We start from the raw sequence: 17,087 nt of genomic DNA, 5'->3' as shown, positions 1-17,087 counted from the left end.
ACCGGGGTTCTTACCCATTGTAAGAATAAAGCTTTTATGGTATGTTTAGCCGATTCGCTGGATAAGATTTATTAATTTTTTATTAAAGAGTTTATTTCTGCACAAGAAATGCACATTTAGGATTTACCTTTAAAGATTAACCCATCCGCCGACTGAAGTTGGGGGGATACAAGGGGGCTGTTTGCATATTAAAGTGAAAACAAATGTTTTATGAGAGAAAATAACTATTATGGTTTTCCAAGTCTCAGTTTAGCTTATATAGAGAAAGATATATTGCCATCGCCCAATCCACCCATGCCTCCAAATGAAGTACAAGATGAAACCTTTCCACCCTGAAGACTGCTTAATTTTAATCGTTGACGATGTGGTTCAAAATCTGCAAGTGATGGGCAAGATGCTGGAGCAGGCAGGGTACGAAACTACTTTTGCCACTAGCGGAGAGCAAGCTTTAGAGCGGGTTAAGACTGCCCATCCCGACCTGATTTTACTCGACTTGATGATGCCAGGGATGAACGGGATAGCAGTTTGTAAAAAATTAAAAACCGACGCATATTTTTGCCAGATTCCGATTATTTTTCTGACGGCAAGCAACGAAATAGACAATTTGCTGGAAGCTTTTAAAACAGGCGCAGCAGACTACATCACTAAACCGTTTCGTCCGGAAGAAGTTCTGATCAGAATTGAAACTCAACTGACTAACCAAAGGTTGAAAAAACAAATAGAAGAGCAAAATCAACAACTCCAAGCAGAAATTGAGGCGCACCGCCGCACGGAAGAAAAATTGCAGGATGCAAAACAAGCAGCGGAAGCAGCTAACCGCTTTAAAAGTGCATTTTTGGCTAATATGAGTCACGAATTGCGGACTCCCCTTAACGCGATTTTTGGCTTTACCCAACTGATGCAGAACAGTTCTAACCTGACATTGGAACAACAAAAAAATTTGAATATTATCCGTAGGAGTGGAGAACACTTACTCAATTTAATCAACGACATTTTAAATTTATCCAAAATTGAAGCGGGACGGATAACGGTTAACAATACTGACTTCAATTTGTCAAATATGCTGTTGGAAATAGAAGAGATGTTCCGACTCAGAGCTATTGAAAAAGGGTTGGATTTAGATTTTGTGATGTCTCCCCATCTTCCCCAGTTGATTGTGAGCGATCGCTTAAAACTCCGTCAAGTCTTAATTAACTTAATCGGCAATGCAATTAAGTTTACTAAATCGGGAAGTGTCATGCTACGAGCATCAGTAGTCAGTAGCAAAGAATCATTGACAATTGACCAAGAAGACGCGGCAGAAGAAGACAAGGGGACGTGGAGACAACCAGACGCGGAGAGTATTCAAATTCAAACATCACCGCGTCACCGCTCTCCCTTGTCACCCCGTCCTCTTCCCAGCGGACAACTGACGCTTCAATTTGAAATTTCCGATACAGGCGTGGGAATTTATCCCGAAGAAATCAATAAAATTTTCCAACCATTTGTGCAAAGCAAAGCGGGGATTGACGCTGGGGAAGGAACGGGTTTAGGATTAACAATTAGCCAGAGATACATAGAACTTTTAGGCGGCAATCTGGCTGTAAATTCTCAAGTAAATGTGGGAACAACTTTTAAATTCCAAATCCCAGTCACCCCAATTGAAACTTTGGCAAATAATCAATGTAAATTACCGCTTAATCGCGTGATTGGCCTCGCACCCAACCAACGCCGTTACCGAATTTTAGTCGTAGACGATAAACTGAGTAACCGCGAACTATTGATCCAAATGCTTTCCCAAGTGGGGTTTGAGGTTCGAGTCGCAGAAAATGGTCGAGAAGCGATTGAAATTTGGGAAAAATTTGAGCCGCATTTGATTTTTATGGATATGCTGATGCCGGTGATGAATGGCTACGAAGCCACCAAAGAAATTAAAGCAACTTTAAAAGGTCAAGCCACAGTTATTATCGCCATAACTGCTAGTGTATTTGAGGAACAAAAACCAGATATATTGTCGTCTGGGTGCGATGATATCATCCACAAACCTTTTGTAGATTGGGTTATATTTGACAAAATAATACAATATTTAGGGGTGCGTTTTCTTTACGAACAAAGCGGAACGGATAAATCCACCGGGGGTGACTCCACTCTAAATTTATCGGCTATGCAAAACCTACCATACTCATGGCTGACCGCGTTAGAAGCATCCGCTATAGCTTTGGACGATCAAGCTATCTATCGGGTGATTGCCCAAATTGAAAACCAAGAAACCGAGTTAGCAAAGGTGCTGATAAGTTACACAGACAACTTTCAATATGACAAAATATTGGAAGCGATCGCTAAAATTAAACCCGCCCAAACTGAATAAAAGCCATTATAACAATTTTATTTTATTGTTGAATAAAGCCTTGAATAAACTGCCACTGCGAACCGTCTTCATTGTCCCCTTTGTGGTGCAACTAATTAGCACCGTGGGGTTGGTGGGGTATCTCGCGTTTAAAAATGGGCAACAAGATGTCAACGAACTGGCTTTAAAATTACGGCAGGAAATAAGCGATCGCATCGCTCACCAACTCGACGATTTTCTCTCGCTCCCTCATCAAATTAATCAAATTAATGCGAGTGCGATCGAGTTAGGACTGTTGAACACCTCTGACTTTGAAACCACGGGGCGCTACTTTTGGAAACAAATGCAGGTGTTTGATGTCGGCTATATTTCCTTTGGCAATACGCAAGGAGAATTTATCGGAGTTGAACGCCTAGAAAATGGCAGCTTGTTAATCAATCAAGTTTCTCGATCTAAACCTGGTAAACTTTACATCTATGCCACAGACAAGCAGGGAAATCGCACTAAACTTCTAGCAGTTAAAGACTGGGAACCGCGCCAGGAAGCTTGGTATACCGATGCGGTAAAAGCGGGTAAACCTATCTGGAGTCAAATTTATCAATGGCAAGATCAGCCGGATGTAATCTCTATTTCTGCTAGCTATCCCATCTACAACAAAACGAAAAAAATTAGCGGCGTTCTTAGCATTGACCATCTTCTTTCTCAGATGAGTAAGTTTATTGCTCGCCTAAAAGTGAGTCGATCGGGAAAGACTTTTATATTAGAACGTAACGGCTTTCTGGTAGCCAATTCCACAGGGGAACGACCGTTTAGAGTAGTTAACGGCAAAGCAAAGAGAATCAAGGCAATCGATAGTAAAGATGCTTTAATTCGATTGACGACTCAGTATTTAACAGACCATTTTGGTAACCTGAGCAAAATTGATAGAAACCAAAAGCTGGATTTTAAAATTGATTCTGAACGCCAATTTATCCATGTCACGCCTTGGCGAGATCGGTTAGGTTTGGATTGGCTGATTGTGGTGGTTGTTCCCGAATCAGACTTTATGGATAAAATTAATGCCAATAATCACACCACGATTGTGCTGTGTATTGCGGCTACATTAGGGTCAATTATTATTGGCATTATTACCGCTAATTGGGTGACAAAACCGATTATACGCCTCAACAATGCAGCGAAAGAAATAGCAATCGGTCAGTGGGATAACCACGTAAATATCAACCGGGCAGATGAATTAGGCGAGTTAGCCACATCGTTTAATCAGATGGCAGATCAACTCAAAGCCATATTCCAATCACTCAGCAAAAGCGAAGCAAGATTAGCCAAATTTTTCGAGAGCATTCCCGTAGGCATATCAATTCATAATGACAGCGGTCGCATCGAGGGGATAAATCGATCCGGAATTGAAATTATTGGTCGAGACATCACTGATATATTTCCCGAAAATATATCCTCAAACTCCCAAGTTTACATTGCTGGCACCGACCAACTTTATCCCATCGAACAATTGCCAAACTTACGCGCTTTAAAAGGAGAAAGTGTCTTTACAGAAGATATAGAAATTCATCGAACCGATGGCAAGATTATTCCTTTAGAAGTGCGTAGCATTCCCGTATTCGACAAATCGGGTAATGTTATTTACGCGATTACTACATTTTCTGATATCAGCGATCGCCAGCAAATCGAACAGTTACGGAAAAACTACGAACGCGAGTTAGAACGTGAGGTGAGCGAGCGCACCAAAGCACTACAAAAGAGCGAAGATAGATTTCGACGTTCGTTTGAGGATGCAGCAATTGGGGTGGCATTAGTCGCCCTCGATGGACGCTGGTTGAAGGTCAATCCCTCGCTTTGCCAAATCGTGGGATACAGCGAAGCAGAATTATTAACTTTGACCTGCCCGCATATCACCCATGCTGATGATTTAGAAACAGACTGGGAATACATGCGGCAAATGCTGGCGGGGGAAATTCGCACCTACCAAAGGGAAAAGCGATATTTCCACAAACAAGGTCATATTGTTTGGGTTCTTGTATCTGTATCCCTAGTGCGGGATGAAGAAAAACAACCGCTGTATTGTATTGCCCAAATTCAAGATATTAGCTCGCGCAAAGTTTTAGAACGAGAAATCGCGCTGAGAGAAGCGCAACTCAATGCTTTCTTCGCCGCTGCTCCTATCGGAATGCTGATCCGAGATCGGCAATTGCGGTGCGTCCAAATTAATCAAGTGATGGCAGATATTAACGGACTACCCGTCGCCGCGCATATTGGTAAAACAATGGGCGAGCTTCTGCCGGATTTGGCAGCTGTAATAGAACCAATACATCAACAGGTACTCGATACAGGCGTTGCGATTATCAACCAAGAAATGAGCGGTGAAATTCCCAGTCAACCGGGTATTTTCCGTCACTGGTTAGTGTCTTCTTTCCCGATTTTCGACCCAGATGGAAAGGCGTCTTATCTAGGAGTTGTTGTGGTGGAAATAAGCGAGCGCAAGCAAATCGAAGCCAAACTGCAAGAAGCCCAAAGGATTGCCCACATCGGCAGTTGGGAGTACGATGTCGCCACCGAAACAACGACTTGGAGTGAAGAACTTTATCGCATTCACGGTTTTGACTCCAGTCAAATGGCACCTCAAGTGGATGAACAAATCAATTATATTCATCCTGACGATCGGGAAATCTATTTCAAACAAGTCTCCGAGAAAGCCATTGCCGGACAACCTTTTGAGGCAGATATACGCATTATCCGACCAGATGGATCGATCCGTTACATCGAAACGAGAGGGGAACCTATCTTAAACGAGAGAGGGGAGATGGTTCGTCTGTTTGGTACTACCCTGGATATTAGCGAACGCAAACAAGCACAAATAACTCTGCAAAACCATTTAGCAGTGATCGAAGCCGCTACAGAAGGTATTGCTATTCTCAATCAAAATAGTGAATACACCTATCTGAATAAAGCCCATGTCACTATATTTGGCTACAGTGACGCCAGCGAACTAATTGGCACAACCTGGAAAGAACTCTACTATCCGGAAGAAATTAGTCGATTTGATCGCGATGTTTTTCCCATCCTGTTGGAACAGAAGTGTTGGCAAGGAGAAGCCACTGCTAAAAAAAAGGATGGTACTACATTCGCAGAAGAAGTTTCTCTCACCTTGGTGGAAGGAGGGGGACTGATCTGTGTCTGTCGCGATATTAGCGACAAAAAACGCGCCGAAGCAGCCTTGCAGCAACGTCAAAATCAACTGCAAAACCTGGCAGCAGCTACACCAGGATTGATGTTCTCGGCGGTAATGCATCCAGACAATTCTTTTGAATGTGAATATATCAATCGAGCGGTTGAGGAAATTCACGAGGTTACCGCCGAGCAAGTTTTTGAAGATGCAGCAATCCTCTTTGCTCAAATCCATCCAGAGGATCGATCTGCTTATGATATTGCTATCGCGCGCAATGTCAAGACTTTAGACAGGTTCCAGCATGAGTGGCGCATTATCACCCCCTCTGGAAAAATCAAGTGGTTGCAAGCAAACTCTCAACCCGAACGACGAGAAAACGGCGATATTTGTTGGCACGGGATTGTGATGGATATTAGCTCGCGCAAACTTGCAGAAGCCGAACTAGCTCAAGCCAAAGAAAAAGCCGAAGCCGCCAATCGTGCCAAAAGCGAATTCCTGGCAAATATGAGTCACGAAATTCGCACCCCGATGAATGCGATTCTCGGTTTTAGCCATTTGCTACAAGACTTAGTAACAGAGGCGCAGTCGCGTTTTTATTTGAATGCAATTTCTTCTAGCGGTAAAACTTTACTTGCCCTAATTAACGATATCCTCGACCTCTCCAAAATCGAATCAGGAAAACTGCAACTGCGCTACGAACCGCTTAATCTGAAAGTTTTAATTAACGAAATAATGCAGATTTTTTCCCAAAAAGCTACCGAAAAAAATTTAGCTATCCTCACCGAGATCGAGCCAAATTTACCCCCCAGCATCATTTTCGATGAAGTTCGCCTGCGCCAAATCCTGTTTAACGTTGTTGGTAACGCCCTCAAATTCACCGAAACTGGCTATGTAAAAATTACCCTTAAAAGCCAAACAATCGAAAATCCCCATTCCCAGGCTCCTGCCTGGGAACGAGGCAAAATCCAACTAGAACTCGTCATCGAAGATACGGGAATTGGCATTGCTCCCGAACAACAGGAACGGATTTTTGATGCTTTTATTCAAGCCGAAGGACAAAGCGATCGCAAATACGGCGGGACGGGATTAGGACTCGCCATCACCAAGCGCCTCACAGAAATGATGGGCGGAACCGTTCAATTACAAAGCGAATTAGGTAAAGGTAGCACCTTCCGCTTCATTTTCCCAGACATAAGTTGCGCTGCTTCACCTTGCAATCCATCCGCCCAACCCGAATTATACTGCAACCTAAATCAATTTCCAACAATGACAATTTTAGTAGTAGATGATGTCCCATCCAACCGCAACTTAATCCAAGGCTATTTTGCCGGAACAAAACACGCACTCTTGATGGCAAAAGATGGAATAGAAGCGATTAATATGTCGCAACATTACCATCTTGATTTGATTCTTCTAGACTTGCGAATGCCGAATTTAGATGGTTATAAAACCGCACTTTTTCTGAAAAACAATCCTCAAACCCAGTCAATTCCGATTATTATCGTTACCGCTGCCTTTGAACAAGAGCAACAGGTGAGTTCTTTATGCCAAGGATTCTTACGCAAACCCGTTACCCGCTATGAATTAGTTTCCCAGTTCAAAAACCTTTTCCCTCAAGATTCAGCCCTATCAAACGACAAGATAACTGATGTCCCCTCAACCTCCCCATCCTCAAATTCAGAAACAATAAAAAACCTACCAGAACTGCTAGAAAAACTCCGCCAAGAAGAAACACAATGGCAGTTTCTTCGCCAGTCCTTAATTACGCGAGATATTCGTAAATTTATCCAACGCTTGCAGGAGTGGGGAACCGAACACCAATGTTCTTTATTACTCGAATATTCCCAAACCCTGCAAACAGCATTAGAAACTTTTGAAATCGAACACCTCTACAAAGCCATCGATGAATTTCCCCAAATTAAACAAACATTGGAGCAATTTTAGATTTTAGATTTCAGATTTCAGTCTCTATATGTAGGGTGCGTTAGCGAAACGTAACGCACCATCAAAGCTACGAACTTATAAACCCCCCCGTCTTTATCCAATATCATATCGTTTCCGTTTGCATCTGAATGATTAAAACCGCTCCAGGCGCAGAGAACGCAGAGGAAGAAAAGAGAGAGATAAATAATTCCGATGCCAACGGAATTGATATCAATGCCGCCGGAGATTAGATCGGATTTCCGATTGAATTCAATCTGCAATCTGAAATCTGCAATCTGAAATTCTTACTTGTGTCGAATATAGTCGTAAATCCCCACATATTGACCGCCCGGATTGTTCCAAGAATAGTCACATTCCATCCCCTGATCGATCAATTGGCGAAAATCTTTGGGATGGCGATACCACAAACTAATTGCCCGATCCAGTGCCGATTCAATCGCCTGATTATCCGTCTGATAGAATACATAACCATTGCGTTCTTTAGCCTTCTTATCAGCGTCATAATCCCGGTCGAAAACCGTATTCACAAGACCGCCAACTCCCCGCACAATTGGCACGGTTCCGTATTTCAAACCAATCATTTGCGTTAGCCCACAAGGTTCGTAATTGCTGGGGACGACAATCATATCGGCTCCCGCATAAATTAAGTGGGATAATTCTTCATTAAAACCCAGCTCTATATGAACGTCCGGATTATCGTTCAAGTGGTCTTTTTCATGGCGGAACCAAGAATTAATACCCGGTTCTGTAGCCGAGCCTAACAAAACAAACTGCGCTTTTTTACCCAGCGCGTAATAAATCGCGTGATGCACCAGATGCACGCCTTTTTGATCGTCCAAACGACCGATATAGCAAATAATTGGCTTATCGCTATTACCCAGCCAGAGACGCTCCCTTAAAGCTTTTTTGTTCAGCATTTTCCCCTTCAAATTATCCGCACCATAGGGATGGGGAATGTACGAGTCAACTTCCGGATTCCACACATTATAATCAATGCCGTTGAGAACGCCGCCAAACTTATTTTGGTGGATTTCCAAGGTGGGCTGCAACCCACAGCCAATTTCTGAAAAACGAGCTTCCCAGGCATGGTGGGGCGAAACCGTGTTGACAAAATTCGAGTAAACAATTCCCCCTTTCATAAAGTTAATCGCCGTCTTGTCATTGTTATCCAAAAGGCGGCTTTCGTCGTAGTAGTATGCCTCGTTATTCAACCCCGTTGCGTGGAGAACATTTGCACCTGCGATTCCCTGGTGTTTAAAGTTGTGAATCGTGTAACATACCCGTTGATTCGCCATGCCGTGATATTGATAAATCTCGTAAAGCATGACTGGAACTAAACCCGTTTGCCAGTCGTGACAGTGAATCACATCGGGACGCTTGTTCGTTTTGAGCATAAATTCCAAAGCTGCCTTGCTAAAAAAAGCAAAGCGCATGTGTTCGTCCAAGCAACCGTAATAACAACCCCGATTGAAGAAATTATCGCTAGAGCGGGGTTCGATAAAAAAGCATAACAGTCCGTGTACCCAGCCGCAATAGACATCGCAGCGAATCGCCCCGTTAAACCAAGGTACTTCTAAATCGCGATAGGCTTCGTGGAGTCCCCAAATATGGTCGTACCTCATGCAATCGTACTTTGGTAGAATAATCTCTACCGCATGTCCCCGAACCTGCAACTCCCGACTCAGTCCAAAAACAACATCGCCCAACCCTCCAGCTTTAATAACTGGAGCGCATTCAGACGCAATTTGTACGATGTACATTGTGACCCCTCACCGATTAGAATCCTCATCTTTAAAAAAGATTACAATTTTCTGGCAAAGATGAGAAACACCCCAGCGGCTTTATTTTGTTGTTGGGCTTTTAGGTAAATCCTGGAGTAGTAGCTTTTACCATTACCCATTAGCCATTAGCCATTAGCATAAAAATTGCACATTTACCGCCCCATATTCCGCTTCATTTGGTCTAACTCTTCCTGCGCTTCCCAGCGTTTAAATTTGTCTTCCAAAGAATCTGGCCCGGTGAAAGGTTTATAATTACTCTTGTTCCAACCAGCTGTTTCCCCGCTTTGCTCGGTTTTAGGGTTGGATCGCGCTGCGGCAACTTCAGCGGCTTTAGTGCGTACTTCCTGCCGCCTTTGCTGTATTTGATTCTGCAATTCCTTTGCTTTTTGGATTCGCGCTTTAATCCCTTGCATCTGTCCCCAAAGCTGGTTACCTTTCCGCAGTAAAGTTGCTTCGTACTCTTCGGCAGGTTTAACCAAATCCATTCTATTAGCTGCTTTGGCTTTCTCTATCCGGATATGCCAGCGCTGGATTTCTTGAGCGGTAGAGAGAATTTCATCTTGTAGCTTTTTCTCTTGCAACTGTGAATCTGCAATCAGTCGCAGGGTGCCTTCTTCTTGTTCCCGCAGCTGTTCTTCTAGCGCTTGTAATTCTAGATGCGGGTTCTTCCGCATAAATTCTTCCAAGCGAGTCTCTAAAAATCGGCTGAAATCTTCAAATAAACTCACAGCTTTCAACTCCCCTGCTGGTCGTTAGCGATCGCCACATGCTGGCTCACTTTCATCATAGGTCAAGCGATCGCGTCGTAGCCGGAATTTCCCTTCCACCGCGCGAACACTTGACTATTTCCCTCTTTTATGCTTCCCCCACTCGACTAGAACTCTTGTCCTGAGTAAATCGATCGCACTTCGCCGTTGCGGCGGATAACTGCTTCCCCGTTGGTGATTTCCACCAAACTCCATCCGCTAGAGCTAATGCTTTCGCCCACACTCACCCGGCGCGTCACGCCGTTGACTTCAAACAGGGCGGCATCTTTAGAGCTATCCTCTGCTTTGAACACCCCCCTGAGAACGTGCCGAATAGCAGGTTGAGGCGCAGCTGCCTGGGTAGACTCGGCTCGCCTTGTTGGTTGTACTGCAGAAGGAGTTGCTGCACTGGTAGAAGCCGGTGCTGGCGCGGCGGGACGCGCTGCTACCGTTGCTCTCGGGGATGGCGATGGGGCGGGGGCGGCAGGCGCTGCTACCGTCTCTCTCGGGGATGGCGATGGGGCGGCGGCAGGCGCTGCTACCGTCGCTCTCGGGGATGGCGATGGGGCGGCAGCGGGACGCGCCGCTACCGTCTCTCTCGGGGATGGGGATGGAGCGGGAGCGGGACGCCACGCGGCTATCGAGGGTCTGGGGGATGGTGCGGGGGCGCTCCGCGAGGCTACCGTTGACCGTGGGACCGGGTCTGGGATGGGGGAACGGGAGGTAACCATTTCCTGGGGCAATGGTGGCCCTAGTTTTACCCCAAGTGCCTTTGGTTGAGGGCCTTGGACTGGGATGGCGGGACGGGAGGTTTTGATCTCCGGTCGAGACATGGGGGATGGGGCGGCTGGGCGAGGCTTTGGCGCTGGGGTAGCTTGGGGAGATAGCGCTGGGGCAGCAACGGGAGTCCTTGGTGCCAGGTTAGCACCAGCGGCGGTCACTGGGGCAGCAACGCGAGTCCTTGGTGCCAGGGTAACACCAGCGGCGGTCACTGGGGCAGCAACGCGCGCCCGCGCAGCGTTAGCACCAGAGGCAGCCGCTGGGGCAGCCGGACGATTCCTTGGTGCTGGACTAGGTTGGGGGGATGGCGCTGGCTGTACAACAGTAGGATCGATGTAGACGGTCTGGACTCGTGGCGCAGATGGGATGTAAAATCGCTGAACGCTTTGGGGGCGATCCGACAAGGCTGGCAGCGTTCCGGGAAAGGGAACCGGAATTTGAGCGTTAGCGACTTGGGGTGCTGCTTGGGGGGCGGCTTCTGATTGAGGCGCTGCTGATTGTTGGTCCAACCTGTCGAGCGATCGCTGCATATAATCCATAAACTGGCTATCTGCGGGCGATACTGTTTTCTGCGCCACGGATTTTGACGGCGCGTCACCCCCAAGCAACCCATTCAACCTACCAGAACTTGCCAGCCACAACAGCAAGGTAATTCCCAAGGAAGTACAAGCCGCAACCAATAGCAATTTTTCAAACGACTTCCCCGATTTTTCCGGTTTTTCGGCTTTTTCAGGCGCGGGCGGTTCTGCTTCTAGTGGACGCGCCTGCATCGTCGGTGGCATGTTGATTCTAGGCACCGCAATCTGCTGCATCGTCACATATTCTGGTTCGGCAGGTTCGCTTCTGAGTTCGCCGCCAGTTTTGAGCATCGTGTCAACTTCTGCAAATACATCATCCATTAAGCGGTCAGCAGCGGCTTCCATTGACCAAGGCTGGCTCTTAATATCTTCGCTCAACGGCTTGAGGGCAACTTGGCTATTCCTCACATCTAAAGACATATATCCCTCGCTAGTGAAAGTTGCTGAATCTAATTTAGGGCTTATTTTCAACGACTCCACCCTACTCCACTTCGCCCTCAAAGGGCTTCGTTTCGTTGAGGGTGGAGATTGTATCTACCGTCCAGCGCAGTTCCGAATACCTCGAAAGGCGTTCGGCTTTACCTTCATCCGACGACACATCAGGGACGGCTGAAAAACGCCCCGTACTCTCCCAGCTTTGCCGAGAGAGCAACACTCTAAGTGCAACATTCCTAGCCCCAACTAAGTCGGCATGGAGAGTATAACCACACTGCTGACACACAAAAGTTAAACCCTTGTTGGGTCTATTCTCTTTAGATGTATGACCACAGCACGGACAAGCACAAGAGGTGTAATGAGCATCTACCTTTACCGCCAAACTTCCAGACAACACAGCCTTGTAGTCAATAAAGCCGTGTAATTCGGCAAACGACCATCTAGCCCTATTGCTGTTAGCCTTGCGTTTTTTTTTGGATGCTTTCTTCCCCTTTTTCTTGGGCTTTGTCCGTTCTCGAATATGGGTTAAGTTCTCCAGTCCGATTAGGGTTCTAGGTGTTACGACTTTCTTGGCAATGCAGTGATTCGTATCAGCGATAAACCGTCTCTCCCGTCTTGACAATGCAACTAATCTACGAGTTGCGCTACGGGTGCCTTTACGCTGCAAAGACTTTCTCGCTCTGACGTAACGAGAAGCTTTGTGTCTCACATATGCGCCACTGAAAAACTGAGTCTTGTTTCGAGTGTCTGCTGCAACAGCAATGTATCGCTGTCCAACATCCACACCCATCACTCGATTAATATCGGTTGGCGTTAAGTCTGATACTTCGACGGACATACTCACTAGCAAGTAGTAAGTCTTAGTGGATTTCGAGTACCAAAGTTTTGCTGCTCCGATTTTGGCTACTCCTGACTGAATCATTTGCAAGTGTTTGGAGTAGCCCTGATAACTAACTTTAATTCGACCATCTAGAGTGATGACACTTACTTTCTGGTCTTTCACAAATGAGTAATCACGTTGGTAGTTAAGCGTGCAGGTACGAGAAACAAACTTGGGCGGTTTATCCAGTCCCTTGTATCGCTTCTTTGTGCGACCTGCAATCAGAGCCTCCTCATTTTGTTTCAACTTTGTTCGCAATGACTTGTAAGTTGCTCCCACTTGTCGAGGAACATTGCAAGCCATCTGCGACGGGAGTTTAAACCCCTCCCGCAATGTGTAATAAACTTCCTTCTGAATCTTAGTCCCGTTGTAGGTTTTACCCATCTGGTAAGCAACAGAAGAAGTAAAGTTTAGAGCGTCCCTATAAGCCAAAGAAGCACGGGCGAGCATTTCTTTCTGCTCTGGAGTTGCAACGAGTTTTAGTTTGGCGGTCAGGGACTGCAACATTGTTCTTGGTCTTACGACTTTCTCTTATGTTACCACAGTCGTAAGAAGCAAGCATTGTGTTGGACGGCTCCATACCGGAGCCGTCGAGCCATTCCTCCCCCACCTGAGCATCGTGAGCTGGACGCTCACTCGCGAGCGAGGATGGGGGAATCCTGGCGAATTATGTTGAAAAAAGCGATCGCTGCAACTGCTGATACAAAACTTAAGCTAGCCAGCAGGTTAGGCTGGTTGAGCGGCTTCAACTTTGGTTTATGCGCGAATGTATTTTTCAAACACATCGCTAAAGTTACGTTTGTTGCAGCGGTCTAATATCGTGACATTGAGGCTACTGAAAGCAGCATTGAAATGCTTGACAATTTCTTCCTCGCTCTCGACGTTACCGATTTTATACATTGATTTTAATAATTCCAGGCTATGGTAGGCGTTGTTGAGGGCGATCTCTTCTTTTTTCTGAATTCTGTTTATAGCAATTAAAGCTTTGTAAATATCTTTCAGCCCTTCTAGGCAATTTTTATTTACGTTAATGATAAATTCAGCCCCTCCCTCTAAGCCAAACTTCAATTCCACATCCAAATCGATGGTGCCTGCGGTTTGAATTACTACATTTGAAACTTTATGGTCAGCGTATTCATAACGCTTGACAACCCGCTTGCTGGAAACCGCCGAATCTCCATCAACGTGAATTAAGGCAAAGTTTGTAAAGCAATATTCATCTTTCTTTGATTTGATGAGGAAAAATATTTTCTCGCCATCTTCGTGAAACAAATAATCATCCGCATCTACTTTGTCGTAATTTGCCGGTGCGACGATTGTCCCTATATCGCTAATTCCCAGCGTTTCTGCGGCTAACTTCTTAAACATTGTAAATTTTCCTTTATCTTGACTGTATTGTGCTTTTGCGCGCGCTAACATACTAAAGCTTGATGCAGCAAGTAATGCGATCGCGCGCGCCCGGTCTTAATTTTACATCCGCCACCCCAAAGTTTAGTTTTGAGCAGCTATAACCTTATACACCTTCTCTTCTGCATCAGGACGATCTGCTGTGGAGAGGCTGCGCTTACACAGCTCTAAATATACAATCAAAGCATTCACATCTGCCGGATTCACCCCTCCTATCCGCGCTGCTTGACCAATTGTCAGCGGTCTTACTTTGGCAAGTTTTTCGCGGGATTCCTTCGACAGGGTGGAAATTGACCCATAATCTAGGTCTGGCGGCAGTTTGCGATGCTCTTGACGCGCAATTAAATCGATTTGCTGTTGCTGGCGATGGATATAGCCAGAATATTTAATATCGATTTCTGCCCCTTCTTTTTCTGCCTGTTCCAGGTTGGGGTTGCCCAAATTGTATCGGTCTAAATCAATATAGTGGAAACCGGGACGGCGCAATAGTTCTGCCAGGGTAATCGAACCTTTGATTGCTTGCTGGGTGTTTTTAGCGATCGCAATTCCCACTTCATCATGCTCTTTTACGCGCATCTGTTGCAACCGCTCTTTCTCCGCTGCAATATTCGCCTGTTTCCGGCTATACAATTCCCACCGTCGGTCATCAATTAACCCAATTTCCCGCCCCAAAGGCGTTAGTCTCTGATCCGCATTATCCGACCGCAATAATAACCGATACTCTGACCTCGAAGTCAGCATTCGATAAGGTTCGCGCAAATCTTTGGTACACAGGTCATCTACCAGCGTCCCGATGTAACTTTCTTCACGGGGAAAGATTACCATTTCCTGTCCGCGCACAAACTGCGCCGCATTAATTCCGGCTACGATTCCCTGTGCCGCCGCTTCTTCGTATCCAGTAGTACCGTTAATTTGCCCCGCACAGAACAACCCTTGAACTTTCTTAGTCATCATTGTGGGATAACACTGAGTCGCGGGTAAATAATCATACTCAACCGCATAAGCCGGACGCAGCATGACGCAGTTTTCCATACCGGGAAGACTCCGCAGCAAAAGCAACTGCAAATTTTCCGGCAACCCAGTAGAAAACCCTTGGATATACAATTCCGGAATATCTCGACCTTCTGGTTCGATAAAAATTTGGTGGCTTTCCTTATCCGCAAAGCGGACAATTTTATCTTCAATGCTGGGACAATAACGCGGCCCTTTCGCATCCACCCAACCGCCGTATACTGGCGACAAGTGCAAATTTTCCCGAATCAGTCGGTGAGTTTCTGCGGTAGTGCGGGTGAGATAGCAACACATTTGTTCCCTTTCCACCCAAACAGAGGGGTCGAAGCTGAACCAGCGCACCTCTGCATCCCCTGGTTGGGGTTCCATCTTACTGTAATCTACAGACCGCTTATCCACCCGCGCCGGAGTTCCCGTCTTCAAGCGTCCAGTTTCAAAACCCAGCCGATTTAAAGTATCCGTCAAACCAACAGCGGCGAATTCCCCCGCACGTCCAGCGGACATGGATTTATTACCCACCCAAATTCTACCGCCCAAAAACGTACCAGTTGTCAGAATTACAGCCTTGCAGCCAAACCCCACACCAAAATAAGTTTCGACGCCGATAATCTCATCATTTGTACCCAGCACCAAATCGGTCACCATGCTTTCGCGGATGCTGAGATTTTCCTGATTTTCGACAATTCCCTTCATTACAGCGGCGTATTCGCGCTTATCCGTCTGCGCGCGCAACGCCCAAACCGCAGGCCCTCTGGAAGAGTTTAAAATCCGCTTTTGTAGGTAGGTGCGATCGCTCATCTTCCCGATTTCCCCACCCAGCGCATCTACCTCGTGGGTTAATTGCGACTTCGCTGGGCCACCCACCGCCGGGTTACAAGGTTGCCAAGCAATTTTATCGAGATTTAGTGTCAGCAGCAGCGTACGACAACCGAGTCGTGCAGTAGCGAGTGCAGCTTCGCAGCCAGAGTGACCTGCACCTACTACGATGACATCAAATTCGTCTTGAAATTCTACTGGAGCGTGCATGGTCATGGGTTAGGGCAAGATGCAGCAAGGACTCTTGATTAATTTTAGCCGTTCCCCTTTGGACATTGAAGCGATCGCTCTACTCGTGCCGGATGCATATCCCACCCGTTCAACAATCTTTCTTTCTTGAAATTACAAAAGCTGCTGAAATTCCTCAATCGTTAGTCCAGCATCTCTAACAATACCAGCCATCGTATAAGCATTGATTGGGTTCGCTCTAGGAATGGTAATAATTCGTTCACCATTTGTCATTATGATGTGCTTACCTTGCCGTACAATCCTAAAACCAGCTTTCTCAAAAGCATTAACGGCTCGTAAGTGATTGATACCTGGAAGCTTAGGCATAATTATCCAACTTCCACATAACGAAATTCTGCATCCTGAGTTAATTCCTCAAGCGTTTCAAGGTATGCTTGAATAGCATCCTTAATATTGTCTAAAGCTTCTTCCTCTGTTTCTCCCTGCGACCAACAACCGGGCAAAGCTGGACACCACACGGCATATCCTTCATCCGATTTTTTTAACTTTACTTTGTATCGCATAGCTAAATTCTCAGTTTCTAGTTTGCTGCATACGCCGAAGAAAGGAATTTATCAGGAACCTACGACTGTTGTCGCAGTGGGTTCGTAAATTCGATGTTGTTAGTCTCGACTAGGCGCGCGGTATTGCGATCGCGCTAGCGTGCCTTTGGCATATCGCGCCATAACTTCCCGTGCAGTTCGGTACACCTCGCCATCAATACAATTATACATACGGATAACTTAGAATTAACACGGCCTCTTTTCAAAATCTTTAAAAATAGCTTAAGTAATTATACGGTTGTCACCACTACGCCCGTGAATCTAATATCGTGGATATTAAGCAATCAAATCTGCTAACAGTGGTGTAAAAGCACTGCCACAAACCACAGGATTAAACTGCATCAGGGCGCTCTTCTAATTAAATCTTTACTTGCATAGAAGGCGTTGAATCAATGCTCAATCGAGAGTCTT

The 17,087-nt window shown here is 45.8% G+C and carries 11 protein-coding genes; 3 read left to right on the top strand and 8 right to left on the bottom strand.

All coding sequences use genetic code 11. From position 1 onward, the window contains the following. Positions 1–210: 210 nt before the first annotated feature. From ACE1CM_RS27585 to ACE1CM_RS27575, 3 genes are read left to right on the top strand one after another with little or no spacing between them, the layout of a single operon-like run. The gene (locus ACE1CM_RS27585; RefSeq protein ID WP_374882056.1) at positions 211–336 is read left to right on the top strand and encodes a hypothetical protein; all 126 of its coding nucleotides are present in this window, start codon (positions 211–213) and stop codon (positions 334–336) included. After that, positions 317–2,347: a response regulator gene (locus ACE1CM_RS27580; RefSeq protein ID WP_374882055.1), complete on the top strand. Its 2,031-nt coding sequence runs from the start codon at positions 317–319 to the stop codon at positions 2,345–2,347. The genes ACE1CM_RS27585 and ACE1CM_RS27580 overlap by 20 nt, the downstream gene beginning before the upstream one ends. Further along, a complete protein-coding gene (locus tag ACE1CM_RS27575) occupies positions 2,295–7,451 on the top strand; it encodes a PAS domain S-box protein (protein ID WP_374882054.1) in 5,157 nt (1,718 codons plus the stop codon). Before ACE1CM_RS27580 ends, ACE1CM_RS27575 begins: the two co-directional genes overlap by 53 nt. Positions 7,452–7,735: 284 nt before the next feature. On the opposite strand, the gene glgA is transcribed toward ACE1CM_RS27575, so the two are convergent. From glgA to ACE1CM_RS27535, 8 genes are all read right to left on the bottom strand, one after another. Further along, positions 7,736–9,211 (bottom strand): glycogen synthase GlgA, encoded by a 1,476-nt coding sequence (gene glgA, locus ACE1CM_RS27570; protein WP_374882053.1) that lies wholly within the window; start codon positions 9,209–9,211, stop codon positions 7,736–7,738. Between the two features lie 173 nt (positions 9,212–9,384). Then, positions 9,385–9,960, bottom strand: coding sequence for a TIGR04376 family protein (locus tag ACE1CM_RS27565; protein ID WP_374882052.1), 576 nt, complete (start codon positions 9,958–9,960; stop codon positions 9,385–9,387). 146 nt (positions 9,961–10,106) lie between these two features. Then, complete coding sequence (locus ACE1CM_RS27560; protein WP_374882051.1) at positions 10,107–11,807, bottom strand: type II secretion system protein N; 1,701 nt, start codon at positions 11,805–11,807, stop codon at positions 10,107–10,109. Positions 11,808–11,817: 10 nt separating this feature from the next. Continuing rightward, entirely contained in the window at positions 11,818–13,158 is a 1,341-nt protein-coding gene (locus ACE1CM_RS27555) for an RNA-guided endonuclease InsQ/TnpB family protein (protein ID WP_374882050.1), read from the bottom strand. A 249-nt stretch (positions 13,159–13,407) separates the two neighbouring features. Beyond that, positions 13,408–14,019 (bottom strand): PH domain-containing protein, encoded by a 612-nt coding sequence (locus ACE1CM_RS27550; protein WP_374882049.1) that lies wholly within the window; start codon positions 14,017–14,019, stop codon positions 13,408–13,410. Between the two features lie 123 nt (positions 14,020–14,142). Beyond that, positions 14,143–16,101 carry a tRNA uridine-5-carboxymethylaminomethyl(34) synthesis enzyme MnmG gene (mnmG, locus tag ACE1CM_RS27545; RefSeq protein WP_374882048.1) on the bottom strand — a complete coding sequence of 653 codons (1,959 nt, stop codon included), beginning with the start codon at positions 16,099–16,101 and terminating at the stop codon, positions 14,143–14,145. 126 nt (positions 16,102–16,227) lie between these two features. Further along, positions 16,228–16,440, bottom strand: a complete 213-nt coding sequence (locus ACE1CM_RS27540) for a type II toxin-antitoxin system HicA family toxin (RefSeq protein WP_374882047.1) — start codon at positions 16,438–16,440, stop codon at positions 16,228–16,230. A gap of 2 nt (positions 16,441–16,442) precedes the next feature. Next, positions 16,443–16,637, bottom strand: a complete 195-nt coding sequence (locus ACE1CM_RS27535) for a type II toxin-antitoxin system HicB family antitoxin (RefSeq protein WP_374882046.1) — start codon at positions 16,635–16,637, stop codon at positions 16,443–16,445. Positions 16,638–17,087: the final 450 nt, after the last annotated feature.

Origin of the sequence: Microseira sp. BLCC-F43, from assembly GCF_041929235.1 — a bacterium.
In the GTDB taxonomy this organism is placed as follows: Bacteria; Cyanobacteriota; Cyanobacteriia; order Cyanobacteriales; family Aerosakkonemataceae; genus Microseira.
This window is presented reverse-complemented; position numbering and strand designations above follow the sequence as displayed.